The organism is Arthrobacter endolithicus (genome assembly GCF_026627425.1).
Lineage (GTDB): Bacteria > Actinomycetota > Actinomycetes > Actinomycetales > Micrococcaceae > Arthrobacter_M.
The window spans coordinates 114,806-141,347 of the sequence record NZ_JAPNLH010000001.1 but is presented as its reverse complement, the minus strand read 5'-3'; the positions used below and the strand labels follow the sequence as shown (position 1 = coordinate 141,347).

General features: G+C 62.3%; 23 protein-coding genes and 2 pseudogenes. 7 read left to right on the top strand and 18 right to left on the bottom strand.

Features of this window, described 5'->3' with window-relative positions:
- Positions 1 to 120: 120 nt before the first annotated feature.
- Both dapC and fdxA read right to left on the bottom strand, forming a co-directional pair.
- A complete protein-coding gene (gene dapC, locus OS914_RS00730; RefSeq protein ID WP_267544141.1) occupies positions 121 to 1,266 on the bottom strand; it encodes a succinyldiaminopimelate transaminase in 1,146 nt (381 codons plus the stop codon).
- Complete coding sequence (gene fdxA / locus OS914_RS00725; RefSeq protein WP_267544140.1) at positions 1,263 to 1,583, bottom strand: ferredoxin; 321 nt, start codon at positions 1,581 to 1,583, stop codon at positions 1,263 to 1,265. Before fdxA ends, dapC begins: the two co-directional genes overlap by 4 nt.
- Positions 1,584 to 1,684: 101 nt before the next feature.
- Here fdxA and OS914_RS00720 point away from each other — a divergent pair, with 101 nt between their 5' ends.
- Positions 1,685 to 1,933: a putative acetyltransferase gene (locus tag OS914_RS00720; RefSeq protein ID WP_267544139.1), complete on the top strand. Its 249-nt coding sequence runs from the start codon at positions 1,685 to 1,687 to the stop codon at positions 1,931 to 1,933.
- A 66-nt stretch (positions 1,934 to 1,999) separates the two neighbouring features.
- Here OS914_RS00720 and OS914_RS00715 read toward each other — a convergent pair whose 3' ends face one another.
- Together OS914_RS00715 and typA are read right to left on the bottom strand one after the other, a co-directional pair.
- Positions 2,000 to 3,343 (bottom strand): PIG-L family deacetylase, encoded by a 1,344-nt coding sequence (locus OS914_RS00715; protein ID WP_267544138.1) that lies wholly within the window; start codon positions 3,341 to 3,343, stop codon positions 2,000 to 2,002.
- An 80-nt stretch (positions 3,344 to 3,423) separates the two neighbouring features.
- Complete coding sequence (typA, locus tag OS914_RS00710; protein ID WP_267544137.1) at positions 3,424 to 5,340, bottom strand: translational GTPase TypA; 1,917 nt, start codon at positions 5,338 to 5,340, stop codon at positions 3,424 to 3,426.
- 591 nt (positions 5,341 to 5,931) lie between these two features.
- Here typA and OS914_RS00705 point away from each other — a divergent pair.
- Positions 5,932 to 6,636, top strand: coding sequence for an SGNH/GDSL hydrolase family protein (locus OS914_RS00705; protein ID WP_267544136.1), 705 nt, complete (start codon positions 5,932 to 5,934; stop codon positions 6,634 to 6,636).
- A gap of 82 nt (positions 6,637 to 6,718) precedes the next feature.
- Here the strand turns inward: OS914_RS00705 and OS914_RS00700 are convergent, their stop codons facing one another.
- The 5 genes from OS914_RS00700 to OS914_RS00680 form a co-directional block, all read right to left on the bottom strand.
- Positions 6,719 to 8,437: an ABC transporter ATP-binding protein gene (locus OS914_RS00700; protein WP_267544135.1), complete on the bottom strand. Its 1,719-nt coding sequence runs from the start codon at positions 8,435 to 8,437 to the stop codon at positions 6,719 to 6,721.
- Positions 8,434 to 9,417, bottom strand: coding sequence for an ABC transporter permease (locus tag OS914_RS00695; protein ID WP_267544134.1), 984 nt, complete (start codon positions 9,415 to 9,417; stop codon positions 8,434 to 8,436). The genes OS914_RS00700 and OS914_RS00695 overlap by 4 nt, the downstream gene beginning before the upstream one ends.
- Complete coding sequence (locus OS914_RS00690; protein WP_267544133.1) at positions 9,410 to 10,336, bottom strand: ABC transporter permease; 927 nt, start codon at positions 10,334 to 10,336, stop codon at positions 9,410 to 9,412. Before OS914_RS00690 ends, OS914_RS00695 begins: the two co-directional genes overlap by 8 nt.
- A 126-nt stretch (positions 10,337 to 10,462) precedes the next feature.
- Complete coding sequence (locus OS914_RS00685) at positions 10,463 to 12,118, bottom strand: peptide ABC transporter substrate-binding protein (protein ID WP_267544132.1); 1,656 nt, start codon at positions 12,116 to 12,118, stop codon at positions 10,463 to 10,465.
- A gap of 216 nt (positions 12,119 to 12,334) precedes the next feature.
- Positions 12,335 to 14,134, bottom strand: a complete 1,800-nt coding sequence (locus OS914_RS00680) for an ABC transporter family substrate-binding protein (RefSeq protein ID WP_267544131.1) — start codon at positions 14,132 to 14,134, stop codon at positions 12,335 to 12,337.
- A 323-nt stretch (positions 14,135 to 14,457) separates the two neighbouring features.
- Here OS914_RS00680 and OS914_RS00675 point away from each other — a divergent pair, with 323 nt between their 5' ends.
- Together OS914_RS00675 and OS914_RS00670 are read left to right on the top strand one after the other, a co-directional pair.
- Entirely contained in the window at positions 14,458 to 14,952 is a 495-nt protein-coding gene (locus OS914_RS00675; RefSeq protein ID WP_267544130.1) for a nucleoside deaminase, read from the top strand.
- A 249-nt stretch (positions 14,953 to 15,201) separates the two neighbouring features.
- Entirely contained in the window at positions 15,202 to 15,957 is a 756-nt protein-coding gene (locus tag OS914_RS00670) for a YqjF family protein (RefSeq protein ID WP_267544129.1), read from the top strand.
- A gap of 111 nt (positions 15,958 to 16,068) precedes the next feature.
- On the opposite strand, the gene OS914_RS00665 is transcribed toward OS914_RS00670, so the two are convergent.
- The 6 genes and pseudogenes from OS914_RS00665 to ychF form a co-directional block, all read right to left on the bottom strand.
- Positions 16,069 to 17,325 (bottom strand): flavin monoamine oxidase family protein, encoded by a 1,257-nt coding sequence (locus tag OS914_RS00665; protein ID WP_267544128.1) that lies wholly within the window; start codon positions 17,323 to 17,325, stop codon positions 16,069 to 16,071.
- A gap of 49 nt (positions 17,326 to 17,374) precedes the next feature.
- A pseudogene (locus tag OS914_RS00660) lies at positions 17,375 to 17,563 on the bottom strand (Txe/YoeB family addiction module toxin); the annotation flags it as partial.
- Positions 17,564 to 17,668: 105 nt separating this feature from the next.
- Positions 17,669 to 18,274 carry an ATPase gene (locus tag OS914_RS00655; RefSeq protein ID WP_267544127.1) on the bottom strand — a complete coding sequence of 202 codons (606 nt, stop codon included), beginning with the start codon at positions 18,272 to 18,274 and terminating at the stop codon, positions 17,669 to 17,671.
- Entirely contained in the window at positions 18,274 to 18,633 is a 360-nt protein-coding gene (locus tag OS914_RS00650; protein WP_267544126.1) for a TA system antitoxin ParD family protein, read from the bottom strand. The genes OS914_RS00655 and OS914_RS00650 overlap by 1 nt, the downstream gene beginning before the upstream one ends.
- A gap of 330 nt (positions 18,634 to 18,963) precedes the next feature.
- A pseudogene (locus OS914_RS00645) lies at positions 18,964 to 19,169 on the bottom strand (HigA family addiction module antitoxin).
- Between the two features lie 71 nt (positions 19,170 to 19,240).
- Positions 19,241 to 20,326: a redox-regulated ATPase YchF gene (gene ychF, locus OS914_RS00640; RefSeq protein ID WP_267544125.1), complete on the bottom strand. Its 1,086-nt coding sequence runs from the start codon at positions 20,324 to 20,326 to the stop codon at positions 19,241 to 19,243.
- A 143-nt stretch (positions 20,327 to 20,469) separates the two neighbouring features.
- Here ychF and OS914_RS00635 point away from each other — a divergent pair, with 143 nt between their 5' ends.
- Positions 20,470 to 21,690, top strand: coding sequence for a DNA recombination protein RmuC (locus tag OS914_RS00635; RefSeq protein WP_267544124.1), 1,221 nt, complete (start codon positions 20,470 to 20,472; stop codon positions 21,688 to 21,690).
- Positions 21,691 to 21,709: 19 nt separating this feature from the next.
- Here the strand turns inward: OS914_RS00635 and OS914_RS00630 are convergent, their stop codons facing one another.
- A complete protein-coding gene (locus tag OS914_RS00630; protein WP_267544123.1) occupies positions 21,710 to 22,795 on the bottom strand; it encodes a 4-hydroxy-3-methylbut-2-enyl diphosphate reductase in 1,086 nt (361 codons plus the stop codon).
- Positions 22,796 to 22,804: 9 nt separating this feature from the next.
- The gene (locus OS914_RS00625; RefSeq protein ID WP_267544122.1) at positions 22,805 to 23,662 is read right to left on the bottom strand and encodes a hypothetical protein; all 858 of its coding nucleotides are present in this window, start codon (positions 23,660 to 23,662) and stop codon (positions 22,805 to 22,807) included.
- Between the two features lie 374 nt (positions 23,663 to 24,036).
- Between OS914_RS00625 and xseA the strand changes: the two genes are divergently transcribed.
- Positions 24,037 to 25,296, top strand: coding sequence for an exodeoxyribonuclease VII large subunit (gene xseA, locus OS914_RS00620; protein WP_267544345.1), 1,260 nt, complete (start codon positions 24,037 to 24,039; stop codon positions 25,294 to 25,296).
- A 76-nt stretch (positions 25,297 to 25,372) separates the two neighbouring features.
- Complete coding sequence (locus tag OS914_RS00615; RefSeq protein WP_267544121.1) at positions 25,373 to 25,633, top strand: exodeoxyribonuclease VII small subunit; 261 nt, start codon at positions 25,373 to 25,375, stop codon at positions 25,631 to 25,633.
- On the opposite strand, the gene OS914_RS00610 is transcribed toward OS914_RS00615, so the two are convergent.
- A complete protein-coding gene (locus OS914_RS00610; RefSeq protein WP_267544120.1) occupies positions 25,630 to 26,499 on the bottom strand; it encodes a PPK2 family polyphosphate kinase in 870 nt (289 codons plus the stop codon). The genes OS914_RS00615 and OS914_RS00610 overlap by 4 nt on opposite strands.
- Positions 26,500 to 26,542 lie beyond the last annotated feature (43 nt).

Sequence of the window (26,542 nt, the reverse complement as noted above, 5' to 3'; positions counted from 1 at the left end):
GAAACTACCTCGCTGTGGGTCCTGAGGACTAATCCTGAGGACCGGCAACGGCGACGGATGGCCCAAAACGAGAGTACCGTCACGCACGCGCAGGTTATCCGGGCACGACGGGTTCACAAACTAATGAGCTGATGAATGCAACCTCGCCGCAGCAGCCCCGATGCGTTCATCCGAGCCGGTGAGCGCGACCCGGATGAACCCGTTCCCGGCTTCCCCATAGAACACACCGGGGCCGGCGACGATTCCGAGTTCGGCCAACCGGCCAATCGTCAGCCAGGTATCTTCGCCCGCGGTGCACCACAGGTACAGGCCGGCCTCGGAGTGATGGATGTGCAGACCGAAGGCCTGCAGCGCCGGAATCAGGATGTCGCGACGGTTGCGGTAGAGGTCCTTCTGCGCTTGCACGTGGCCGTCCTCCCCCAAGGCAACCCGCATCGCTTCCTGAACGGGATACGGCACAATCATTCCCGCATGCTTGCGGCTGTTGATCAAATTCGTCATTATGGCCGAATCTCCGGCCACAAACGCAGCACGGTAGCCGGCAACGTTGGACTGTTTGCTGAGCGAATAGACGGCCAGCAGATTCGCCGTGGAGCTTCCACAGACCCGCGGATCCAGCACACTGGGCACCGGATCCCCGCCCCGCTGCGGATCCCACGGTCCCCAACCGAGCTCTGCGTAGCATTCGTCCGAAGCCACCACGGCACCCAGTCCCCGGGCCTGGTCCACCAAGGCTTTCAGCTCAGCCGCTGTCCGGACCATGCCGGTTGGATTAGCCGGGGAATTGACCCACACCAGCCGTACCCGCGCCCGGGTGGCGGCGTCCAGGTCATCCAGTGAATCCGCTGCCACCGACGCAGCCCCGGCCAGTGTCGCACCAATATCGTAGGTTGGGTAGGCAACAGAGGGTCGCACCACCACGTCGCCCTCGCCCAGTCCCAGCAGCAACGGCAGCCACGCCACCAATTCCTTTGATCCCACCGTGGGCATGACATCGGCCGGGCTCAGCCCCGGAACGCCACGGCGGCGCTCAAACCAGGCCACGATCGCCCGCCGCAACGCGTGCGTGCCGTGCGTAGTTGGATAACCGGGAGCGTCGGCGGCATCGGCCAGCGCCCGTCTAATCACCGATGGCGTCGGATCGACCGGAGTACCGATCGAAAGATTGACGACGCCGTCAGGGTGTCCGGAAGCCGTCCGGAGGTAGGGTGCCATGGCGTCCCACGGGTACTCGGGCAACGCCAGCCCGAAAGTCCGCCCCGTCACTGGTTCTGCGGGGGGAGCACCGAAATGATGGGGTGGTCCGTGTGCGTATTGCCGATCTTCGCAGCACCGCCCGGAGAGCCCAGTTCATCGAAGAACTCGACGTTTGCTTTGTAGTATTCCGCCCACTCTTCCGGTGTGTCATCCTCGTAATAGATGGCCTCCACCGGGCAGACGGGTTCACACGCACCGCAGTCCACGCATTCATCCGGGTGGATGTAGAGCGAACGCTCTCCTTCGTAAATGCAGTCGACGGGGCATTCTTCAATGCACGCCTTGTCCTTGACATCCACGCACGGCTGCGCAATTACATACGTCACGTCCGGACCTTCCTTAGACTTAATGCGCCCGGGCAAGCCATATGCCCGGGGAGTGAGTGGGTTTCTCCCATTATCCCCCACCGCCGGCAATCCACCAGACATTGAAGACCTACTATGAACTGGTGGATACTGCGGCGGAAAACCTCAAGCATCTCCCGATCGGCACTCGGGTGGTGGTTCGGTACAGGATTCCCGGCGGCCTTACGGATGCTTTAGGCTTCCTCACTGCCATTGATGCCCACCGTTGCACGGTGGGGACACGAGCAGGCGAGGTCCACATTGCATTAGCGGATGTCCAGGCGGCCAAGTCCGTTCCACCGGCACCGGTACGCCGGCCGCCAGCCCGCTAGCTTTAGTAGCTTCGTCGCGACTTTCCATCCGACCATTGCGTTGGGAACTACTCCCGCAGCCGGCGTTCAGCTGTCAAGCCGTGTCTCGGGACGTCGTGATTGTCTGCGCAGGAGATACGCGCAGATGACGGCCGATACCGGGGTCACGACGGCGATACCGTAGAGCCACACGTTCCCCTGCACATTCCCGATGATCAGAGCGTTGTCGCCGCGGGGAAGAGAGAGAGTCCCGGCGACGAGGTAGGCGACGAATCCGCTGACGGCACTGAGCCACGCCGATCGGCGCCACAGACCCATGAAGAGAGAAAGGCAAAGGAGCAGCAGCAGGGCCAAGGCGGAGCCCCAGGGAAGCAGCAGGCCGGTCGCGGCAAAGGCATGCCCATGCAGTGCGGTACCCAGCAGCCCGGCAAGCACCCCCAGCCCGACGGTAGCTGCGGCGGTGGTGAGCCGCCGGGAAGGCGCTGGCTTACCAGGCGGGAGCAGCCCACCCTGTGCAGGCTCGTCCCGGACCGGAGGGTGGCTGCTGCTTTCGGAGCTGAGGGGACGGAATCCAGCCGGCGCTGCAGACTGGCGCAGCACCTGAAAAGTTTCCGTTCCGGAGATGTCTTTCCATACGCCGTCAGACAGGGCATAGCGGTCCCCCTGAACGGACACCTGCGTTCTGTGGGCTGCCATGGCAGCACGTTTGGCCTCGAAGTCACCGTGGACGGTAATCAGCGCGACGTCCTCCGTCAGGGGCCGTTCCGGCCGGTCGCTGACGATAGTGTAGAACGAGGGCGGTACCTCCATTCCAGCCAGCTCCACGGCCCGAACCGTCAGTTCGTGGGCGCGGATGTGGTCCGGGTGCCCGTAGCCGCCGTCGGCCGCGTAGGTGATGATGGCGTGCGGGCGCAGACTGCGAATGAGCTGCGCCGCGTGGCTGGCTGCTTCCTCCAGCGGAGCCCGGGACAGTGAGCCGGGAAGGACGGTGGCTGCTGCTCTGGCGCGGCCATCGGGACCCCATGACATGCCCGAGTCGCGGTACACCATATCCGGACCGGGTGCTGCCTTGGCAAGGCCCTGGCCGAGCCAGAAATGCTGCTGGACGCCGAGTTCTTCAAGCGCGGCCGCAAGCTCGAGTTCCCGGACTGCGGCCAGCCCGGCTCCGACGTTCCCGCCGTCGTCGTTCCCCTGCTGGTGGACCTCTAAATACTGCAGTTCCACCGGGATGACTTCACCGAGTTCACCGCGGGTGCAGGTCAGCAGCGCCACGTCGGCACCGGCAGCAGCATACAGCGCCATAGTCGCCCCGGTCACCAGTGTTTCGTCATCCGGGTGGGCGTGGACGAAGAGCAACCGGTGGCCGGCCGCCTGCGTTAACGGCAGCAGCCCGCCCCTGGAAAGTTCGGGGACGGGCTGCTGTGGGGTCATGACTCTATTTTGCCGGACTTTCCGCCGCTGGCTGGCCGACGACGCTCCGGCAATGTTGCGCGGTGCCTGCGCGGAAGCTGCTATGCCTTGGCGCGGCTGCGGTACGCCTTGGCGCGTTCGCTGGCGTCCAGAATGAGCTTACGGATCCGGATGGACTCGGGCGTGACCTCAACACACTCGTCCTCCCGGGAGAATTCCAGTGATTCCTCCAGCGTCAGGTTGCGCGGCGGGGTCAGGTTTTCAAACGTGTCCGACGACGCCGCACGCATGTTGGTGAGCTTCTTTTCCTTCGTGATGTTCACGTCCATGTCGTCGGCGCGGGAGTTCTCGCCGACGATCATGCCCTCGTACACCTCGGTGGTGGGCTGGACGAAGAAGGAGCCTCGCTCCTGCAGGTTGATCATGGCGAATGGAGTCACCACGCCGGAGCGGTCCGCGATCATGGAGCCGTTGGTCCGGTACTCGATCGGGCCGTGCCACGGCTCGTAACCTTCACCAATGGACGCGGCAATTCCGGCGCCGCGGGTATCCGTCAGGAAGCGGGTCCGGAAGCCGATCAGGCCGCGGGCGGGAACAATGAATTCCATCCGGACCCAGCCGGTGCCGTGGTTGGCCATGTTGACCATGCGGCCCTTGCGGGCAGCCATCAGCTGGGTGACATTGCCGAGGTATTCCTCGGGCACGTCGATGGTCATGTGGTCCATCGGCTCGTTGATCTTGCCGTCGATGATCCGGGTGACCACCTGCGGCTTGCCCACGGTCAGCTCGAAGCCTTCGCGGCGCATCTGCTCGACCAGGATGGCAAGCGCCAGCTCGCCACGGCCCTGGACTTCCCAGGCATCGGGACGCTCGGTGGGCAGAACCTGCAGGGAAACGTTACCGATCAGTTCCTTATCCAGGCGGTCCTTGACCTGCCGGGCAGTGACCTTGTGGCCCTTGACACGGCCGGCCAGCGGGGAGGTGTTAATACCGATAGTCATCGAGATGGCCGGGTCGTCAACCTTGATCAGCGGCAGCGGCTTCGGGTTGTCCGGGTCCGTCAGCGTCTCACCGATGGTGATGTCTTCTATACCGGCGACGGCGACAATCTCACCGGGGCCGGCCGACTCGACCGAGACACGCTCAAGGGCCTTGGTGGCCAGCAGCTCGGTGATTTTGACGTTTTTCAGCTCGCCGTCATGACGGGCCCACGCCACGGTCTGGCCCTTGCGCAGGGTGCCGTTGAAAATGCGCAGCAGCGCCAGGCGTCCCAGGAACGGCGAGGCGTCCAGGTTGGTCACGTGGGCCTGCAGGACACCCTCGGGGTCGTACGTCGGGGCAGGGATATGGTCGATGATCGCTTTGAACAGCGGCTCCAGATCGTCGTTGTTCGGCACCGTGCCATTCTCCGGCTGGTCCAGCGAAGCCGCGCCCACTTTGGCTGCGGCGTAAACGACCGGGACGTTCAGGACGGCGTCCAGGTCCAGGTCCGGAACCTCATCAGCAAGGTCTGAGGCCAGGCCCAGGAGCAGGTCCATGGACTCATGCACGACCTCGTCGATGCGGGAGTCGGGCCGGTCCGTCTTGTTCACCAGCAAGATGACGGGGAGTTTGGCGGCCAGCGCCTTGCGGAGTACAAAACGGGTCTGCGGCAGCGGACCTTCGGAAGCGTCGACCAGCAGAACGACACCGTCAACCATGGAAAGCCCGCGCTCAACCTCGCCGCCAAAATCGGCGTGGCCGGGAGTGTCAATGACGGAGATGGTGATGGTTTCACCGTTGGAGGCCGGTCCGTTGTACGCAACGGTAGTGTTCTTGGCCAGAATCGTAATGCCTTTTTCACGTTCCAGATCGCCGGAGTCCATGACACGGTCCGCCACGTTGCCGTGGGCAGCAAACGAATGGGTCTGCTTCAGCATGGCGTCGACCAGGGTCGTTTTGCCATGGTCAACGTGCGCCACGATGGCGACGTTACGCAGATCATTGCGTGAGGCTAATTTGGCGGTGGTTTCAGACATGCGCTAAGGCTCGTTTCAGTATGTTCCCGGTGGAAGACCCGTAGGCCGTCACGGTATTAATCCCAGACATCGCAGCACTAAACGCGGACATCGGGTGGCCCTCAAAACGGGCACATGACGTTAGTCTACTGGATTCGGCCATCGATGGCCTAAATTACCGGTCCCGGGGACATTTTTTTGGCCCGCGTGCTGTGTTCCGGACGCGTGCCGGAGAACGCCGCACAAAAAGTCGCGCGCATCATTGCGGACTCGGTTGGATTTTTACCCGTCCTTGCCGGATAGTAGCGCTTAATAGATATGTTTGCACATGATGGAGTCAGAATGCGCGGAAATTTTGCTCCGTCCACCGTCCTGCGGCGCGGTGAACCCGCGGCTGCCCCTCAACGAAGTGCCAGATCAGTGGGCCGGGCCGTCGGGGCAGTAAATAAAACGGCGATACCTCTCGTGGCCCTTTCGTTGCTCTGCGCCGGCTGCGCCCCGGCTCTGGCTCCCTCTCCGCCTGTTTCATCACATGCGGCCGCTCCGGGAGCCGGTGTGCAAGCGGCTGGAATACAGGGAGCGGCCCACAGGCCATCAGCCAGCGGACAGTCGATGACCAGCAACGTTCCGGCGACCGCTGCGGGCCCAACAACGGGCCCTGCCGGCCTGCCGGCGGGCACGTTGTACCTGAATCCGGCGACCGGTCGGAAGGAACGGGTCGTGGCCGCGATCGCGCGCACTGCCGTTCTGATTGGCGACTCCCAGTCCGAGGGTGCGGCGGGAGTGTCCACTAAGGACACCTGGACGAACACGGCTCTGGCGAAACTGGGCTACAACGTCGTCTTCTGCGGGCGCGGCGGCACCGGTTTTGTTACAGCGAACGGTCCGATCGGCAATTATCCGGACGCGTTGGAAAAGGGCAATTGGAACGTGCCCTACGGTCCGGCTCCCTTGGTGGTGATTGAGGGCGGAGGTAATGATGCCGGTCGCGGTGCCACGGACGATCAGATCGTGGCTAATGCGTCGCGGCTGGTGAAGGATCTGCGGCAAACGTACCCGACCGCGCGGTTTGTCATGATTGGCACGCTCGCGAAGGGCCCGAAGTATGGTGGCGGCCGACGCACGCAAGTGGATTCCTTGCTCCGGGCGTTCGCCGAGAAAAACAGCATTCCTTTCATTTCCGCCGGCGATTGGCTGACCGCCTATTCACTGACGGACAAGATGGCCGACGGCGTTCATCTCACCGGAGCAGGCCACCGGATCCTTTCCGATGTCTTGGTCCACAGGCTCACGGCCCTGGGCGTTGCGGCCCCCTAAACGCCAATTGGCCGGCAGCTGAGGTTCCAAGGGACGTCCGAGGAACCACAACTGCCGACCAAAAGGATGTACCGCTGAGGGGCTAAGCCACCTCGGGACGCAGTTCCAGCCGGGACCCTGGGATCGCGTCCAGCAGAGCGCGGGTGTAGGCCTCGGCCGGGGCATTGAAGACCTGGTCCGTGGTGCCGGCTTCCACCACTTTGCCCTTTTCCATCACGCAGACATGGTCGGCAATCTGACGGACCACGGCCAGGTCATGGGTGATGAACAGGTAGGTCAGCCCCAACTCCGCCTGCAGGTCCGCCAGCAGGTTTAGGATCTGCGCCTGCACCAAAACGTCCAGCGCGGAGACAGCCTCATCGCAGATGACGATTTCCGGGTCCAACGCCAAGGCCCGGGCTACCGCCACACGCTGGCGCTGACCGCCGGAGAGCTCGTTCGGGAAGCGCCGCATCGACGAGGCGGGCAGGGCAACCTGGTCCAGCAACTCGCGGACCTTCGCTTCCCTGCTCTTCTTGTCCCCGATGCCATGCACCCGCAGCGGTTCTTCGATGGTCCGGTAGATGTTGTACATCGGATCCAGCGAGCCATAAGGATCCTGGAAGATCGGCTGCACCCGTCGACGGAAGTTGAACAGCGCCTTTTTATCCAGCGCTGTGAGGTCAATGCCGTCGAAGATAATGTTTCCACCGGTGGGCTTCTCCAGGTTCAGCACCATTTTGGCAACCGTGGATTTACCCGAACCGGATTCTCCCACCACGGCCAGCGTGGTTCCGCGCTTGATGTTGAAGGAGACGTCATCCACGGCCTTGAAGTCCGCGCCGGCACCTTTCCCGCCCCGGAGTTTGTACACCTTGGTCAGATTTTTGACCTCAATGACGTCGTCGGACTTCGCCTTCGTGGCCCCTGACTCCGGCGTCAGAATGTCCGCGGATTTCACGCCCGCCGATTTGGCCGACTTAATCCGCTGCGAGGCCAGCGACGGTGCCGAAGCCACCAGGCGCTGGGTATAGGGGTGCTGGGGGTTGCGCAGGATCTCCAGCGCAGGCCCCGATTCCACCACCCGTCCCTTGTACATGACAACAACCTTCTCGGCGCGCTCTGCGGCCAGACCGAGATCATGCGTGATCAACAGGACGGCCGTCCCCAGATCCGCTGTCATGGTTGCCAAGTGGTCCAGAATCTGGCGCTGGACGGTCACATCCAAGGCGGACGTTGGTTCGTCCGCAATCAGCAGCCTGGGGCTGCAGGACAGTCCGATGGCGATGAGCGCCCGCTGGCGCATACCGCCGGAAAATTCGTGCGGATACTGCTTGGCACGCTGAGCCGCGTCCGGCAGCCCGGCGTCGGCCAGCACCTCCGCCACCTGCACATCAACATCCTTACGCGCCAGATTGTTCGCTCGAAGGGTTTCCCTGACCTGATACCCGATCTTCCAGACCGGATTCAGGTTGGACATCGGATCCTGCGGGACCATCCCGATGGAGCGTCCACGCAGCTCAATGATGCGCTTGCTGTCCGCCTTGGTCAGGTCCTCACCGTCAAAGAGAATCCTGCCGCCGCTGACGCGGCCGTTTTCGGGCAGCAGCCCGATGGCGGCCAGCGCCGTCGTCGACTTTCCCGACCCCGACTCACCCACTATTGCCACGGTCTCACCCGGCATGATGGTCAGGTTCGCATTGCGCACCGCCGGGACTTCTCCGGAGGAGGTGTCAAACGTGATGGCCAGGTCCCGCAGCTCCAGCAGCGGACGCGGTTCGGACGTAGCTTCTTCGGTGATCTGCACTCGGTCTTTGCTCATCGTTTACGTGCCTTCGGATCAAGAGCATCACGCACGGCGTCGCCGAGCATAATGAAGCTCAGTACGGTAATCGACAGTGCCAGTGCCGGCCACAGCAGGGTTGTCGGGTTATCCCGGAGGGAAGTCTGCGCGGAGGCAATGTCATTACCCCACGACATCACCGATCCCGGGAGACCGATGCCCAAGAAGGACATGGTCGCCTCGGCCACGATGAAGATACCCAACGACACCGTCGCGATAACAATGACGGGTGAGAGCGAGTTTGGAATTACGTGCGTGATTAACGCCTTCACCCGCGAAACTCCCAAAGACTTCGCGGCCACCACAAAATCAGCGTTGCGGACCTCGATGACGGCACCTCGAGTGATGCGCGCAATCTGCGGCCAACCCAGGACCACGAGCGTGGCCACCACCGTCCATACGCTACGGTGTTCGCGGACGTACGGCAGGGAGTTGATGACGATTGCACCAAGGATCAGAGGCAAGGCAAAGAAGATGTCCGCCAGCCGCGCGAGAACGGCATCGATCCAACCGCCGTAGTAGCCTGCGACGGCGCCCAAAATGCCGCCGATGATGACGACGCCGATCGTGGAGAAGACTCCAACGGCAAGGGATGCCTGGGTGCCTTGGATGACGCGGGCATAAACGTCACAGCCCTGGAGCGTGAAGCCAAGCGGATGCCCACCGGACGGGCCGGCATTGGAGTTGATCAGATCACACTGCGTGGGCGAGACCTGGACAAACAGTCCCGGAAAGAAAGCCACGACCAGAGCCAGCAGAATCAGGAGCGCCGAAATTATGAACAGCGGCTGCCGGCGCAGGTTCTTCCACGCCTCCGCCCACATGCTCAGCGGCGCCGCCTGTTCGTTAAGCGAATCGGTGGCCTGCAGCGGCGTCTGCTCGATGTCGGCAACAAAATGTTCCATTTTGGGCAACGCGCGCAAACTTTGGGTATCTCTGAGAGGCGAATTTTCAGGCATAACGAATCCTTGGGTCTAGCCAGGCGTACAGCAGGTCCACCAGCAGGTTGGCGAGCACGAACACAAGCACGAGAATACTGACGATCGAAACGACCATCGGACCCTCGCCCGAGAGAACTGCACGATACAAAGTATTACCGACACCGGGGACGTTGAAAATGCCCTCCGTGACGATGGCTCCGCCCATCAGGCCGCCAAGATCGGCACCGAGGAAGGTGACGACGGGAATGAGCGAGTTCCGCAAAATATGGACCATGATCACCCGTGGACGCGACAGGCCTTTCGCCGTCGCGGTACGGACGTAGTCAGCATTCATGTTTTCCAGGATGCTGGTCCGGGTCAGGCGGAGGACATAAGCGAAGGAGACAAGACCCAGAACGACGGCCGGAAGGATCAGGTCCCCCCAGTCAGCGCCGGAGCTGACCGTCGGTTTGGCCCAGCCAAGCTTGACCCCGACGACGAACTGCAGCAGGAAGCCGAGCACAAAGGTCGGAATGGCGATAACCACCAAGGAGGCGAGGAGGACGGTGCCGTCGAAAAGCTTGCCCTTGCGCAGGCCGGCAATCACGCCGGCGGTGACACCGAAAATGGCCTCAATGGCCAGAGCCATGATCGCCAAACGCGCCGTAACCGGAAAGGCCTGTCCGATGATGGCGGCTATGGGACGTCCGGAAAAGCTGGTACCCAGATTGAAAGTGAAGAGATTTTTGATGAAGATGCCGTATTGCACAATGAACGGCTGGTCCAGATGATACTGGGCTGTGAGCTGGGCTACCACGGCCGGGCTAATGGGTTTTCCCCCCGACAAGGCATCGATTGGATTGCCTGCCATGGAAAAAACCAGGAAATATACAAGGAGTGTAGATCCGACGAAGACAGGGATTACCTGAAGCACCCGCCGGAGGATGAACCGTAGCATTACGAGATCCTGGTGGAATCGAAGTAAACGACAAAGAGTGACATGGATACCTTTGCAGTGATTTCTTGTTCAGCCATGCGATGGGGCCCGACCAAAAGGCCGGGCCCCATCAGTGTACGACTAGATTTATTTGCCCGTGATGTTCTGGTACAGCGGAACGCCATTCCAGCCGAAGTCAACACCGGTGACGTTGGTGCTCCAGCCACCCGTCTGCTCCTGGTACCACAGCGGGATAACCGGCAGATCCTTGAACAGGATCTCCTGAGCCTGGTTGAAGATCTTATTGCCTTCGTCCGTGCTCTTGGCCGACAGGCCCTCCTTCAGCTTCGCGTCGAAGGCGGGGTTCGAGTAGCTTCCGTCGTTGGAACCGGCTCCGGTGCCGTACAGCGGCCCGAGGAAGTTGTACAGCGACGGGTAGTCTGCCTGCCAGCCGGCGCGTGAAGCTCCGGTCAGCTGCTTCTTGTTCACGTCGTTGCGCAGCTCCTTGAAGGTCGCGTACGGCTTGCCCTCGGCCTTGATGCCCAGTGCATTCTTGATCTCGTTCGTGGCCGCATCGACGTATTCCTTGTTGCCGGCGCCGTCAACGTTGTAAGCGATCGTAAAGGTCGAGTCATCCCACGGGGTGATGGCGTTTGCCTGATCCCACAGCTTCTTGGCGGCCGTGGCATCGAACTTCAGGACGTCGGCGCCCGGGATGCTGTCGGAGTAACCCTCAATGACAGGGGCGGTGAAGTCCTTGGCGATCTGCTTGGTCTTATTGAAGATCTTGTCAATGATCAGCTGGCGGTCAATCGACTTAGAGATCGCCTGGCGGCGGAGTTTGCCCGCCTCGCCCTGGAAAGCGGGAAGGTAGCTCGGGATGGTCAGCGTGGCATTGCCGGCGTAGGGCTTGATGATGCTGCGGTCGCCCAGATCCTGCTGGAAGGACTTCAGGCTGGCCGCGGGAATGCCGTCCAGAACATCCAGGTTGTTGGACTGAAGATCCGAATACGCGGCATCTGCCGTGGTGTAGACCTTGAACGTGATACCGGCGTTCTTGGGCTTACGCGGACCGGTGTAGTTCGGGTTCGGCACGAGCTCAAGTGAAGAGTTATGGGTCCAGGTCTTGAGCATGTACGGCCCGGTGCTGACCGGCTTCTCGCCGGAGGCCTTGGGATCGGCAATGGCTGCTTCGGTCAGCGGGTAGAACGCGGTGTAGCCCAGACGGAGCGGGAAGTCCGATTCGGGCTGCGTCAGCTTCACCGTGAAGGTGCTGTCATCGACGACCTTTAGACCGGACATCGTCTGCGCCGTAGGGGCTGCGGTCTTCTTGTCCGGAGCCATCGCGCTTACCGCGTCATAGCCCTCGATGGACTCGAAGAAGTAGGAGTTCAGCTGGGCGTTCGTACTCAGCGCACCGAAGTTCCAGGCATCCACGAAGTTCTTGGCCGTAACGGGCGAGCCGTCGCTGAACTTTTCACCGGTTTTCAGCTTGATGGTGTAGGTCTGCGAATCGGTGGTTTTGATGGAATCCGCCAGCTCGTTCACCGTCTTGCCGGAGGCGTCGTAACTGACCAGACCGGAGTAGATCATGTCCATCACACGGCCGCCATACACCTCATTCGTGTTGGCCGGGAGCAACGGGTTCTGCGGTTCTCCACCATATGCGTTGATAACTTTGCTGGTGTTGCCCGAGCCGGCGCCGGTGCTGCTGCTGCCGGTACCGCCGCCACTGCAGGCTGTTATGCCCATGGCTACAACTGCGGCAACGCCGAGAGCTTTGGAAATACGCGAAAAACGCATTCCGCCTCCTATTTTCTGTGCGAGTGAACTCCGGCATTGATTTGTGCCGGAGTTTTTTTGTGCTGAGGTCGTTCACCACAGGTATGTGGCCAGCATCACGTAAACACGAGCCTAAACCCCAATGACATCCCGCAGGATACGCAGACGCCTCTTGTGCTGATCTTGTTACCGAGATGTAACCTTTGATTTCCTCGAGGATACTGTTGACACCGACCGCTACTTTCGCGCCCACTGCCAGTAGTTCCACCAGACGCCGGTCTCGCCGGGCATCGGCTCCACCCCGGTGATGGCGGCATCGTGCGCCACGGCCCCGGGAGTTTGGAACAGGGGCAGACCATAGTCAGCGGCCCAAATGGTCTTGTCCAGCGCACGGAGCAGCTCTTCCTGCTTGGTCTTGTTGTCGATGACGGTCAACTGGTCCATCAGCTTGTCCGCCTCCGAGTCGGAGAAGTTGTTGTAGTTCGAGGCGCTGCCGGTTCTGAACAGCTGCGGAATCTGGCTGATGCCAACTCCCACACTGTTCCAGCCGAAGATTGCTGCATCGTAGCTGCCGTCACCAAGGTGCTGGGGCCAGTCCGCGCCCAGTCCGCCGTCGACGACCTTAAAACCCGCGAGGGAGGCCGACTGTGCAATCAGCGTGAACGCGTCCGCACGGTTCGTGTTCGCTTTGCTGTACATGACACGCACCGTCGGCGTCGCGCCGTTAAGCAGTCTCTTGGCTCCTTCAATGTCCACACCGGCAAACGCGGACGAGCCATTGTCCTTGACCGTGTCGTCGTATCCCGGCTGCTCGGGCAGGAAGACCTCGGACTCCAGCGGCTGGGCACTGGCATCCGTCCTTTGGACTGTTTGGCGCACTATGTCCTGGCGCGGGATGGTCTTTAAGAACGCCTTGCGGACATTCTGGTCGGCAAAAACGCCGGAAAAACTCAGGTCCAGGTGATCGTAGGAAAGCTTCGAGAACTGCTCTAAAGCAATGCCCTGCCCGGAGAGTGCCTGCAGTGCTGCCGCAGTGTCGGCGGTGGGCTGGGGTGAAATAATGTCAGTTTCGCCGTTCTTCAAGGCCGTGACCTGGGCGGAAGCATCGGCAATGAAACGGACGTTGATACCGTCCAGTTGCGCGGTGGGTCCCCACTTATAGTCCGTGTTGCGGCTTAGCGTGAGCGACTGTCCGGGCACCATGCTGGTGACGATATACGGGCCGTTGGACAGAAAGACCGAGGTGTCCGTGGGCATGGTGCTGGCAGCAAAGCCGGAATTCCAGTACTGGGCAATCTTCTCGAGGTCCGTATTCGGCGCTGCCGGGACGTCCGGGTTGCCCTTGGGCAGCTCCTTAAAGAGGGCGCTGAGCGCGGCGGCATCTTTCAGGCCCGCCTTCTGGGCCACAACATGGGCCGGAATATCCACCAGCGAACCAAACGCGATCTCCCAGTCCGCGAAGGGCTTGGCGTATTTCAGCGTCAGGGAATGCCCGTTGTCGCCGATTTCCGGAAGGTCCGTCATGGCCAGCGCAGAGCCGTTGCCAAGGGCCGCGCCGCCGTAATCGAAATACTGCGTACCTTTGAGCACTTTCCCGCCGCTGTCCAGGGCTGCGTCATTGAAATAGGCCGACTGGGCCGCCCAGGCGAGCATGAGATCGTTGGCGTCCACCGGTGCGCCGTCGGACCATTTAACGTCGTCGTTGATCGTGTATTTAATGGTCAGCGGATTGTCCGAGACCTTCTCGTATTTGCCGAATTTGTCGTTCTTGACCACGTTAAGCTTGTTGTCGACGTAGTTGAACCCGCTGTGCGTGGCGTAGGCAATTTTGGAATTGATGTCCGCACTGCCGGTGCCGGCATTGGGGTTGAACGAGGTGAACCCATTCGTCTCGGCCAGTGTCACCCTACCCCCGACGGCCCCGCCGGACGTGCCGGAACTGGTGCTGACGCTGCCCGGCGCGCCCGTACAAGCACTCAGGATGAGCACCGCTGTTGCCGCCGCGCCCACGGCTCTGGAAATACGTCCGAAACGCATTTCTCCTCCTTAGGTGTTGTGGCACCGCGCCGGTGCAAGCCTAGGCCGGGTTCTTGCTGCCGGCCGGCCGGGTACAACCTGCATTGGGAACTCGTTATCGAGATGAAGTACATCCTGTCATCAACGGGGCCGAGAGTGCGCAGAACAGCGGTTTCGCCAGGAGCGGGAGGGTACTCCGGGAGCGCGCGCACCGCAGTTCCCGTCCGTTCCACCAAAGACCCTGCCAGCAGACACACCGCCGCCACGTCCAGCGCTGAAGTACTCCTGACTTGGGCACCTCAGTCTGTTCCACCTCGCCTATAGTCCCGGTAGGGTGAGTGTCCATGGACACAGAAGACTCGCCGGTAACCCCCGAAAGCCGCTTCGTTCAGCGCTCAGTGGATTTGGCACACGAGAACGTCGACGCCGGCGGGAAGCCGTTTGCCTGCCTCCTGGTGCACCAAGGAAAGGTTGCCATTGAAGCGACCAACCAGGTGGCGCAGACAGGGGATGTCACGGCCCACGCCGAAATTCAAGCGCTTCGCCTGGCCGCCGAACAAGGACTGCGCGACCTCAGCGAATACGATGTTTACATCACCGCGCATCCTTGTCCCATGTGCTTGGGCGCGCTGTACTATGCGGCGCCCAGAGCTGTCATCTACGCGGCCTCTCGGGAGGCAGAAGCCGAGCACTACGAGGATGGCAACAAGTACATGTCACTGTCGACATTCTATGACGAGTTTCCCAAGGATCCGGCAGATCGGGCCCTTCCTATGCACCATGGATTACTCCCCGATCCCGCATCACCCTTCCGCTACTACGCGCAAAAGAACGGTTAGCGGCGTTCAGCCAAAAGGACGGCCAACCCGGCCAACCTGGAGCTTCGACAGCACTGCTATTCTGGCCATAACACTGATGAAACGGCGAACGCACGGTTCATCCTCACGAACTCCCGCGCCTGTACCGTGAAGCGGACGCAGATGCGCGTTATTTCTCAGATGGGTGGTGCGGGACTTGGAGTTTTGCTCACCGGAAATCAACCGGAGCCTGCCGCCGTATACATTCCGACGCTTTCAGCAGGCGTCACAATGAACGCCGTTGCCCCAGGCACGCAGGCCCCGGCACTGGGCAGTGCCGCTATTCTGCGGCAACGTTGGAGTGAAGTGACGTTCCTGCACTGGAGGATAGACCCGAGAGCCCTTGAACCTTTTATGCCCGCGGGTTGCTCTCCCGACGTGATTGACTCAAGTGCGTGGGTGGGGATCATAGCGTTTCAGATGTCCAAGAGTTCCTTCTTTGGCAGCCCAAGTATCCCGTGGCTCGGTGACTTTCCCGAAGTCAATGTTCGTCTCTATTCCATTGACGAGAAAGGCCATCGAGGAGTTGTCTTCCTCAGTCTTGAGGCTTCGCACTTCATCCCGGTCCTTATTGCGCGGGCGGCATTTGGCCTGAAATATCAGTGGGCGGCCATGAAACTCGATAAACGTGACGGCAAAGTCGCGTATCTCACGAGGCGGCACGGTCAACCCGATGCAGCCTCTCACATCATCGTGCGCCCCGGCGATGACTGCGTGGCGAACGCTGCGATCGCGGCCGACCCGATCTCGACGTTTTTGACGGCACGCTGGGGTTTTCACGAAAGTCACGTCGGTCACACCATTTACTGCCGTAATCATCATGAACCATGGCCGCTCCGGCATGCTGAACTTCTCTACTTCAACGACGGGCTGCTGGCTGCTGCGGGATTGGCAGGGCTGGCTGATCGGGCGCCTGACTCGGTGCTGTACTCCCCCGGGGTCACAACCGTCTTCGCATCGCCGCAAGCGCGCAATCGCCTTCGCTAGTCACCCGCCGGCAGACCCGTCCCCACAGCTCGACAGCCTCCCGGAACCAGCTCGCCCGTTCCGGGTCAACCCGTGCGATCAGAAAAAGGGTGGCCGGGCGCGCCGCCTCTCTCAAGAGGCCAGAACACTCTCCACAGTCCGGGCGGCTTGCTCTCCGGAGTGCAGTGCGCCCTGGATGGAGCCGCTGGCCCGGTGATCTCCTGCGACAAGTATCCTCCGGCCCATCCACTTGGGACCGGGGGCCTCAAGCGGCGGTGGCTGAGCCGGGAGCGCGTGCGGTACCACGTGGTGGACGAGCACCTCCCAATCGTCAGTGGAGGTCAGATAGAGACGTGCAAGGTCCCGGCGCACGTCGGCTTCTCCTGCAAGGCCGTCAGGACGGTCCAATAAGGTCGTCGCTTCGACGAGGTTTTCTCCACCCGGAGCGTACGAAGGCGCAGCTTCGGAGACCACGGCCGTGTGCCAGATTGGTCCGGCCGGTCCGCCGCCGGGTCGTGTGGCGTCCACCATGAGGAAAGGACCTGACCGCGGACGAGCCGGGGCCCGGAACCACCACGTGGTCAACCCTCGGGTGACCGGAGTAGGCAGTCCTGTCAGTTCAGCCACATTCTGAGCTCCGACGGCGACCACGGCGACGCGCGCCCGGATCGTTCCGTTATCCGTCATGACCTTGACGCCGTCGGCCGTCTCCCGCAGGTCCCGCGCCGCAGTCCCCAGCCGCACTGGCTTGACGAGCGACGCTGCCATTTGTTCCGGCAGTGCCTGCATTCCGGCGCGTGGAAGCCCCGGTGCACCGGCCGCGAAGAAACGCATCAGCTGACGTACATAGTTGGCGGAGCTTTCCCCGGAAGTATCGGCAAGAACCCCCGCCAGGAAAGTATCGATCACGTCGCGTCGGAGCCGACCGGTAAACCCAGCCGCGTCAAATGAGGCAGCTAGCATTTCATCGCGTGCGGACGTGGAGGCTGTGGAGTGACGCAGCAGGGCCGGTACCATCCACCGGGCAAAGGCGACGACGTCAGAGACGGGGGTGAGCTGACTACGCAAGGTGGCGAGGGCATGTCGCGGATGGCGGATCGGATGAGCAAGAGTGGTGGCGGTCTGACCCTTGCGGACCACCACCCCCACGCCGAACTTCTGCAGCTCGAGCGCGGGCACATCGATCCATTGGCGCACCGCCGGGTACGCCGGGTTCAGCAACTGAAAACCCCTGTCGCACAGGAATCCGTCGACTCGGTCGGTCCGAACACGACCACCAACGGCGTCCTCAGCCTCAAGGATCAGGACACTGTGGCCGCTTCGCTGCGCACGACGTGCGCACTGCAGACCCGCCAGGCCCGCTCCGATGACGATTACGTCAGCATCCATACGTCTCCATCCGGTTTCACCCAGTCTAGCTGTGGCCTGCAGCCTAATGTCAGTAGTGGTATCGGGCCTGAAGGATCACCAGGTCGTCGCCGCCGACGAGGTACACGAGCCGGTGCTCGTCGGTGATTCGCCGTGACCACGCGCCCTGCGCACCGTACTTGAGCTGCTCAGGTTTCCCGATGCCAGTGAACGGCTCCCGGAGACACGCGTCGTGGTCCTCGTTGATGCGTTCGATGAGCGCGAACAGCGTTCCGCGCGCCTCAACCGGGAGTTAAGTCTGAACTCGGCCCGTTCCTGCGTTTGGAAACGCTACAAATTGTGCAACGCCTCCCCGATCGCCGGTCTACTCGCCGTCGCGTTGGCCGTCATCGCCACCGCCTTCAGCTTCCCGCAGCGCGCGCGGCGTCCACGTCGGCCAGCTCGGTGAACCGATGAGCACGCCGTGCTCAAACGAAGCGCACGGACGAAATGGCGCTCGTGCGCTGCTGTTGTCGAGCACCGCGGTCATATCGGCAATTCCGATCGCCGCGCCGACATGCACCCACAGACGCGCGTAGCGGTCTCGGATCTTCTGCTCAGGCACCTCATGGCCGCCGCGGCGAACGCGCTCGAGGACGCGCTGGACGGTGAGCTCGACAGTGACGATGACTACATGCAGATACACAAGGTATCCGGCGTCCACGGCGTCTGAGACAAGCTGAACCTTGCTTGGGTGTGAGAACACCGTTTCCGAAATGAAGGACTCACCGTCGGCGATCCGCTCGCGACGCCGCGCTTCGGCTATCTGCGCGGCCTCGTAAGCATGCGCTGTTTGGCCATCGGGCCACAGCGAAGCGGCGATCTCGTCGGCGTTGATGAACGGCAGGCCTGTCGTCGGCTTCAGGACGTCATGGACGTAGCTGGACTTCCCGGCACCGTTGGGTCCAGCGAGCAGATGCAGCAGCGGCATCAGCCGCGAGCCGGGTGAACGAGGAGGTTGCCGTTCTCGTCGACCTCTGAGTACGATTCGCCTGCGGCGGCGAACTGCGCCGCGTAGTCCAGTTCGCCTCGCAGCGTAGCCATGCGGTCGGCCCATTCCTCACGGACTATTGCCTGCTCCTGCTCTCCGAGCGAGTCGTATGAGCTCGTGCCCGCGAGGACCTGGGTGATCGCACGGTGGTTCACCCCCGGCGACATCTCCAGCTCGCGTCCGATGCGGGCCCAATGCGCAATCTGCTGAGGCACGGTGCGGGATGTGACAACCGTGGCTGCAAGCGCAGAATCGTACACGTCTGCGGGAAGACGGGTCGGCTGGCTGGTCCTAGTCATGCTCCCATGGTAGCACCGTGCTACACAGCAGATGCAGGCGCTTACATAACATTTCCTATCGAGTCAGAATTGCATGCCTGCCTGCCCCAAAAAAAACAGAAGACCAGAATTCACCTACACGTCAAATCTAAACACCACCACATTCCGTCACAGAGTAATCAACAGCCCACAGCATCGACGCCAAGAGGTAGGGCCGTCAACGCATCATCCGCTGCAGCCGGCGGTGGTTTCGTGCTTCCCAAACGCAGCCCATAACCGGGATTGGCCTCCATGACATCCCGAACGGCTGCGGTCTATCACGAGCAATCAAACGCACCTCGATACCCTCGGCTACGCGACCTTCAGCGGCGTGATCAAGGCGACCTTGTCCCTACGCTCGAGCCGCAGCTCGTAAGTTAGACTGCAGGTTCATCCAGAACTCATCTGATGTTTCCGAAAAACCGCGCCAGCCGGCTGGCCGTGTCGGCGGTGATGCCGCGCTTGCCATGGACGATCTCATTGATCCGTCGGGGCGGGACCCCGACTGCTCGTGCCAGATCCGCTCGGTGTTCCTACTGCCGAAAGATGCGATCAAGCGACCGGAGTAAAACGAAAACCGTCAATATCCCTAAACGTTAAACCGGAACTCCACCACGTCGCCGTCGACCATCACATACTCTTTGCCTTCAATCCGGACCTTGCCGCGGGACTTGGCCTCCGCCATCGTGCCGGCCGCTATCAGATCGTCGAAGCTGACTACCTCTGCCTTGATGAAGCCGCGCTGGAAGTCCGTGTGGATCACCCCGGCGGCCTGCGGAGCTGTATCGCCCCGGTGGATGGTCCAGGCCCGTGTCTCCTTGGGCCCGGCGGTCAGGTAGGTCTGCAGGCCCAGGGTGTGGAAGCCGACCCGGGCCAACTGGTCCAGCCCGGATTCCTCCTGGCCGCTCATTTCCAGCATCTCGCGTGCTTCTTCCGGATCCAGTTCCACCAGATCGGATTCCAGCTTGGCGTCCAGGAAGATCGCGTCCGCGGGCGCCACGAGGTTGCGCAGCTCCTGCTGGCGTTCGGGGCTGCCCAGCACGGCGTCGTCGACATTGAAAACGTAAATGAACGGCTTGGCCGTCAGCAGGCTCAGCTCGCTGAGGTATTCGGGCTCCAGCTTGTCGGAGGCGACGGAGGAAAAGATGGTGTCGCCGCGCTCCAGCACGGATTGGGCCTTCTGAATCGCCGCCAGCTCTGCCGGCTCGCGCTGCTTGAGCTTCACGGCCTTCTCGATACGCGGGATGGCTTTTTCGATGGTCTGCAGATCGGCCAGGATCAGTTCGGTGTTGATGGTTTCCATGTCGGAACGTGGATCGACTTTACCGTCCACGTGCACCACATCGGGGTCATCAAACACCCGGATGACCTGGGCGATTGCCTCCGCCTCGCGGATATTTGCCAGGAACTTGTTGCCCAGTCCCTCGCCCTCGGAGGCGCCCTTGACGATGCCGGCAATGTCGACGAACGAGACGGTGGCCGGCAGTAGGCGCGCGGAGCCGAAGACCTCTGCGAGCTTGGCAAGCCGTGGATCGGGAAGGCTGACGACGCCGACGTTGGGCTCGATCGTAGCGAACGGATAGTTCGCCGCGAGCACGTTATTGCGCGTCAGTGCGTTGAATAGGGTTGATTTGCCGACGTTGGGCAGTCCGACAATGCCAATAGTAAGAGCCACGATATGAAAGCTTACCGTCCCTGCACGGTCCTGCACGGTCCGGCGCTGGCCGGCGCTGTCCTCAGCGCTGGCAGGTCCGCCGCGGGAGCCACCCCGGACGTTGCGTCAGGGATGATGTCGGTGCCGCATGGGAAGGTAGTCAGATGGATGGATTCGTGGTTTTACTAACGTCATTGATGTTGCTGATTGGCCTGATTGTGGGGGCTGCGCTTGCGGCGGTGTACTTCCGCCGGCGGCTGGCGGAGACGGAAAAGGATTTCGACGGCGTCAGCACCAGGCTGGGGCAAGTGACCGCCGAGCTGGCCGGAGCCGACGCCGAACGCCGGCTGCTCGGGACGGCTAACCGTGCACTCGGGGAGCGGCAGGCCACGGACGCTTCCGTGCTCAATGCGCTGGGACCGGTGGCGGAAAAGCTCTCTGAGGTGCAGCGCCAGGTCGCATTGCTGGAGCGGGACCGGGTGGAACAATACAGCCAGCTCTCCCAGCAGCTGCGCGATGCCAAGGACGCCGATGCACAGCTGCTGCTGACGACGACGTCCCTGGCCTCGGCGCTCAGGTCCAACAGCGCGCGGGGTAAGTGGGGCGAGGTGCAGCTGCGTCGGGTGGTGGAGGCCGCCGGAATGCTCGCGCACGTGGATTTCACCGAACAGGTGCATACGGCCACTGCGGACGGAGTCAGCCGGCCGGACATGGTGGTGCGGCTGCCCGGCAACAAGGAAATCGTCCTGGATGCCAAGGTACCGCTGACCTCATATTTGCAGGCGCATGAGAGCACCCCCCCGGGTGCCTCCCCCGCCCCGGGCTCCGCCCCAACCGGGGGTACCGCCGAAGAGCTGCTGCTCCGCCATGCCAAGGCGCTCAAGGCCCATGTCGACGCTCTGGCAGGCAGGAAGTATTGGGAATCCGGCACCAATACACCGGAACTGGTGATCTGTTTCGTGCCGGCGGAATCCATTCTGTCCGCGGCGCTGCTGGCGGATCCACTGCTGCTGGATCATGCGATAGCCCGCAATGTGGTGCTGGCCTCCCCCGTCAGCCTGCTGGCAATCCTCAAGGCCGTTGCCTTCAGCTGGCGCCAGGATGTGCTGACCGAGAGCGCCAAGGAACTTTTCGAGCTCTCCAGCGCGCTGTACACCCGGCTCGGAACTCTCGGAGACAATGTAGGCAAACTTGGCTTGTCGCTGAAGTCCTCGGTAGATCGTTATAACGCGCTGGTCGGAACGCTGGAAGCCCGGGTTCTCCCCACTGCCCGCAAACTGAACTCACTGGACCCTCAGACGCTGGCCACTCCGCCGTCGGTGGAGGTTTCCCCGCGGTCAGTGAGCGCTCCCGAGCTGCTTGCCGCCCCGGCCGGACGCAACTAGCCCGCAGCACCCAACTGGGTCAGTTGGAAGGGCGGGTGCCTCTGCCGCCCAGCCCGCGGGTGGTATCACCGGCGGCCTTCAGCGTGGCGCGCAGTTCCTTGGGTAAGGAGAACAGCAGGTCTTCTTCTGCGGTGACGATTTCCTCGACGTCTGCGTACCCGTAATCAGCCAGCAGCCGCAGCACATCCTGCACCAGAATCTCCGGAACCGAGGCGCCGCTGGTGACCCCGACCGTGGCAACACCCTCAAACCAGCTTTCATCCACTTCATTGGCGAAGTCCACCCGGTACGATTTCTTGGCCCCGTACTCAAGGGCTACCTCCACCAGGCGCACCGAGTTCGAGGAATTTGCCGAACCGACAACAAGCACGAGATCCGCGCGCGGGGAAATATTCTTGATGGCGACCTGGCGGTTCGTGGTTGCGTAACAGATGTCATCGCTGGGTGGGTCCTGCAACGTGGGGAAGCGTTCCTTGAGCAGCCGGACAGTTTCCATCGTCTCGTCCACGCTGAGCGTCGTCTGGGACAGCCAAATGACCTTTTCGGGGTCGCGGACCGTGACAGATCCCACTTCGTGAGGTCCATTGACTATCTGGATGTGGTCGGGAGCCTCCCCGGCTGTTCCTTCGACCTCTTCGTGGCCCTCATGTCCGATCAGCAGGATGTCGAAATCATCCTTGGCGAACCGCACGGCCTCGCGGTGGACCTTGGTCACCAGCGGACATGTTGCATCGATCGTGCGCAGTCCGCGGTCCGCGGCGGAGGCCACCACGGCTGGCGAAACCCCGTGCGCCGAAAAGACAACGAGAGCGCCTTCGGGAACTTCCTCATTCTCTTCGACAAAAACCGCGCCCTTTGCCTCCAGCGAACTGACCACGTGTACGTTATGCACAATTTGCTTACGGACGTAGACCGGGGGTCCGTAGTGTTCCAGCGCCTTTTCCACCGCGATCACGGCCCTGTCGACCCCGGCGCAGTAGCCGCGAGGCGCGGCCAGCAGAACTTTCTTCGGTCCCGCAACAGGCACAGCAGCCGCGACCTGGGCGGGCGTTCGGCGCCGGCGCGGTACCGCAGGCATGGGGAAGGAAACGGCAGTGCTGGTCATAAAGCCAGTCTACGTGCTGGTCCGAGACCCTCTGGAGGAACCATGCTCTCGGCGCAACACACTCCCCAGGACGCCGACCACCATCAGGAATACGGCGACCACCAGCGCGACCACGATCCATTGCCCGAAGTCCTTGGTGGCAGCGGCGACAAATTGTGCCTTGAAGAGCTCCGCGATCGGGTTACCGCTGTTACTCGTCAGCACTGTGGCGCTGACGCGGTCCACGGCCAGCTTCCATAGACCGGCAACCACAGCGAGACCGAGCCCGGCCAAGACCAGGGTGCCCGTTCGCCGTCGTGCGATCACCAAGGCCAGCAGCAGTGCAAGCACCGCGCCGCCGGCCAGCCAATAGCCAAGGGGCGTGTAGGTGCTCAACTGGACGATGGCCGTACGTTGGGCGGGCTGGCCCACCTCAATCAAAACCTGGTCAGGCGGCGTCACCGTCACGCCAAGGCCCGCCGCCACCTTGGTCTCGAGCAGTGTCAGCAGCGGCGCAATATCCAAGGTCAATCGGTCCTGCCCGGCCGAGCCGGGGGTATCGGCAACAGTGAGCCGGTGACTGCGGCGCAGGGTTTCGGTCCAGGCGCCAGGATAGCCCGGGTCGGAGCTGAGCGCCTTCGCGGCCGACTCGATGCCGGGCTGGACCAGGGTCAGCAGACCGGAATTGAGCTTCAACTGCGACGCCACGGTCTTCACCGTCGCATCCGCCAGTGCCTGCTGGAACGCGGTATCCGAGCCCAAGGGGGCTGCCATTGCGACGAATCCGTCTTCCTGGACAACATGGCGGTCAGCCCAAATGGCCGGGACGGCCACGGCAGTCAAAACCAACGCCAGTAAGACCATGATGGCGGCGACAAGAGTGCGCATCAATCTCCCCTAAGTTCAGCCGTCGGTGCGTAGTCGTTCACGCCAGGGAACGCCAAGGCATGCCACGCAGGTCAGGGCACCACTGTATCCGGCCGCGAGGTCTCCGCTGGCAACGGAGCTAAAAGGGCGCCGGTGTCCGTGGGCTGATGCATGATGTGGTTAGAGTGGAATTGTGACCGAATCTGGAGGTACGTCCCGTGGCTGAAATATCCTTTCCGCCCAGCGGTAGCCCTGCTCCGGGCAGGCTTCGCGGAGAATCCGGCGGCGACGACACCGGATGGGCCGACGACGCCGGCTCAGGTTCCGGCGGCCGTTCCGGATCCGGCGGCAGTACCGGATCCGGCGGCAGTACCAATGGCGCATTACCGGCGCAGATGTCCATCCCGGCGACGGCGGGTGAGACGACCGCCGAAAACCCCTGGCCGTTGCATTTGCTGTCCGAAAAGCTCAAAGCGCACATCGAGCGGGCGCCGTCTGCCTGGGTGGAAGGGCAGGTCATTGAACTTAATCGTCGCGCCAATGTCAGTTACGTGACTCTGCGGGACATTGACGCCGAGGTTTCGCTCAGCGTCACCGTGTGGGGCTCGGTCATGGCAGCCATGGAGCGTCCGCTGGAGCGCGGTGCCCGGGTCGTCGCCCAGCTGAAGCCCGAGTTCTGGCTCAAGACCGGTCGCTTGTCCATGCAAAGCCGCGATATTCGGCCGGTCGGACTCGGGGATCTCCTGGCCCGGATTGAGCAGCTGCGTCATGCTTTGGCCGCCGAGGGCCTCTTCGACGCGGACAGGAAGTCAAAGCTCCCGTTGCTCCCGCACTGCATCGGGTTGATCACCGGCCGCAACTCGGATGCCATGAAGGACGTGCTGCGTAACACCTCGCTTCGCTGGCCCGCCGTCCAGTTCGAGATCCGGGAGGTAGCGGTCCAGGGTGTCAACGCCGTTGCGCAGGTCACCGGCGCGCTGGCGGAACTCGACGCCAACCCGGCCGTGGACGTGATCGTGATTGCCCGTGGCGGCGGTTCCCTCGAAGACCTGCTCGCCTTCAGCCATGAACGCCTGGTCCGGGCCGTGGCGGCGGCGCGAACCCCGGTGGTCAGCGCGATAGGCCACGAAGCGGATCACCCGCTGCTGGATGACGTCGCTGATCTTCGAGCGTCCACCCCGACCGACGCCGCCAAACGGATAGTTCCGGACGTCGCTGAGGAACGAGCCCGCGTCCAACAGGCGCGGGGGCACCTGCACCGAAGAATCCATTCATTGATCGAGCGGGAAACGGAACGGCTGCACCAACTGCATTCGCGCCCGGTGTTGGCCGATCCTGCCGGCATGGTCACGGTTCGGGGCGAGGACATCTCCCGCCTGCGCTCACGCGCCAGGTCCGCCATCGGCACGGGCCTGGACCGGCACACGGATAATATCAGGCACCTGTTGGCCCAGGTGACGGCGCTGTCACCGCAGAAGACGCTGAACCGTGGTTACGCCGTGGTGCAGTTAGCGGACGGAACCGTTGTCCGTTCACCGGATCAGGTCTCCCATGAGGCTGCGCTGCGGATTCGCGTGGCGGCGGGCGAGTTCGCCGCAGTGGTTGCCGGACCGGCTTCCATGCCCCTACCCACCGAAACACTTCTACCCGCTTAACCCCGCTGGCTTAAACCCACTGCCTCCACGACCCGCCGTCCCCTCCCCCACTGTCGATATCCAAGAACGGATCCGCATGAGCACCAACCCGAACAGCCAGGCTGCACCGGCGCTAAACACGGACGTAGCTGCCTTGAGCTACGAACAGGCACGGGAGCAGTTAGTCAGCGTGGTCAGCCAGCTCGAGGCCGGCGGGGCCAGCCTCGAGGAGTCGCTGGGATTATGGGAACGCGGTGAAGCGCTGGCAAAGAAGTGCGAGGAGTGGCTGGAGGGCGCCAAGGCCCGGCTTGCGCGCGACGCTTCCGGGTCAGGCACGTCCGGCGAAGTCCAAAGCTAGGCCTCGGCGACCTTTCGACGTTCCTCGTCGAGGTTGAAGTCACCATCCGGCCAGGTCAGTTTCAGGCCGGCAAGAGTCGCCAGCAGGATCTCCTGCACGGCTAACCGGGCATACCACTTCTTCCCCGCGGGCACGACGAACCATGGAGCAAGGGTTGTACTGGTCCGCTCGATTGCCACCTGGTAAGCGTCCATGTATTCCTGCCAAAACGCTCGTTCGGCCAGGTCGCTCTCCCTGTACTTCCAGTACTTCGTGGGATCCTGGAGGCGGGCGGCCAGACGTTCCTTTTGAATCTCCGGGGTGATATTGAGCATGATTTTGATGACGTGGGTGCCGCTGTCTGTCAGCTTCGACTCAAAATCGTTGATGGCTTTGTAGCGCCGATCCAGTTCATCAGTCGTGGCCCAGTGATGGACCCGATGAATCAGCACGTCCTCGTAATGCGAACGGTCGAAGACCCCGATCATCCCGGGCTTTGGTGCTTCCTTTTCGATCCGCCAAAGAAAATCGTGCCGCTTCTCGGCCGGCGTCGGCGTTTTGAAGGCCTTCAGCTGAACACCTTGCGGGTCGACGGATCCCACCACGTGGGAAACGATGCCTCCCTTGCCGGCGGTATCCATCGCCTGCAGAATCAGCAGCACCGAATTGACACCGCTGTACTGACCCTGGGCGAACAACTGCTCCTGGAGAACCCCAAGGGCCTTGGTCCGCTCGGCCAACAGCAATTGTCCGTCGCGCTTTTTGCCGGTGAATCCGGGTGCTGCATCGGTCGGCGCGTCAGCGAGCACAAAACCCGCCCCTGCCTTGAGCATCTTGAGAGGGTCCTTCACAAAACCGGACTTCGTTGCCTTATGCCGCTTCGCCATTGGTCCACACCTTTGCACTTGAATCTGCCGCAGCTGCCCCGCC

Excerpts from the sequence above, each read along its gene's own strand:
- typA (WP_267544137.1), bottom strand. The coding sequence starts at position 5,340 with ATGTCTGAAACCACCGCCAAATTAGCCTCACGCAATGATCTGCGTAAC.
- OS914_RS00695 (WP_267544134.1), bottom strand. The coding sequence starts at position 9,417 with ATGCCTGAAAATTCGCCTCTCAGAGATACCCAAAGTTTGCGCGCGTTG.
- OS914_RS00650 (WP_267544126.1), bottom strand. The coding sequence starts at position 18,633 with ATGACTAGGACCAGCCAGCCGACCCGTCTTCCCGCAGACGTGTACGAT.
- xseA (WP_267544345.1), top strand. The coding sequence starts at position 24,037 with ATGTCCATCCCGGCGACGGCGGGTGAGACGACCGCCGAAAACCCCTGG.
- OS914_RS00610 (WP_267544120.1), bottom strand. The coding sequence starts at position 26,499 with ATGGCGAAGCGGCATAAGGCAACGAAGTCCGGTTTTGTGAAGGACCCT.
- OS914_RS00665 (WP_267544128.1), bottom strand. The coding sequence starts at position 17,325 with ATGGATGCTGACGTAATCGTCATCGGAGCGGGCCTGGCGGGTCTGCAG.
- OS914_RS00690 (WP_267544133.1), bottom strand. The coding sequence starts at position 10,336 with ATGCTACGGTTCATCCTCCGGCGGGTGCTTCAGGTAATCCCTGTCTTC.
- OS914_RS00670 (WP_267544129.1), top strand. The coding sequence starts at position 15,202 with ATGAACGCCGTTGCCCCAGGCACGCAGGCCCCGGCACTGGGCAGTGCC.
- OS914_RS00685 (WP_267544132.1), bottom strand. The coding sequence starts at position 12,118 with ATGCGTTTTTCGCGTATTTCCAAAGCTCTCGGCGTTGCCGCAGTTGTA.
- OS914_RS00705 (WP_267544136.1), top strand. The coding sequence starts at position 5,932 with ATGACCAGCAACGTTCCGGCGACCGCTGCGGGCCCAACAACGGGCCCT.
- OS914_RS00625 (WP_267544122.1), bottom strand. The coding sequence starts at position 23,662 with ATGCGCACTCTTGTCGCCGCCATCATGGTCTTACTGGCGTTGGTTTTG.
- OS914_RS00675 (WP_267544130.1), top strand. The coding sequence starts at position 14,458 with ATGGACACAGAAGACTCGCCGGTAACCCCCGAAAGCCGCTTCGTTCAG.
- OS914_RS00615 (WP_267544121.1), top strand. The coding sequence starts at position 25,373 with ATGAGCACCAACCCGAACAGCCAGGCTGCACCGGCGCTAAACACGGAC.
- OS914_RS00715 (WP_267544138.1), bottom strand. The coding sequence starts at position 3,343 with ATGACCCCACAGCAGCCCGTCCCCGAACTTTCCAGGGGCGGGCTGCTG.
- OS914_RS00635 (WP_267544124.1), top strand. The coding sequence starts at position 20,470 with ATGGATGGATTCGTGGTTTTACTAACGTCATTGATGTTGCTGATTGGC.
- OS914_RS00655 (WP_267544127.1), bottom strand. The coding sequence starts at position 18,274 with ATGCCGCTGCTGCATCTGCTCGCTGGACCCAACGGTGCCGGGAAGTCC.
- OS914_RS00680 (WP_267544131.1), bottom strand. The coding sequence starts at position 14,134 with ATGCGTTTCGGACGTATTTCCAGAGCCGTGGGCGCGGCGGCAACAGCG.
- OS914_RS00630 (WP_267544123.1), bottom strand. The coding sequence starts at position 22,795 with ATGACCAGCACTGCCGTTTCCTTCCCCATGCCTGCGGTACCGCGCCGG.
- OS914_RS00700 (WP_267544135.1), bottom strand. The coding sequence starts at position 8,437 with ATGAGCAAAGACCGAGTGCAGATCACCGAAGAAGCTACGTCCGAACCG.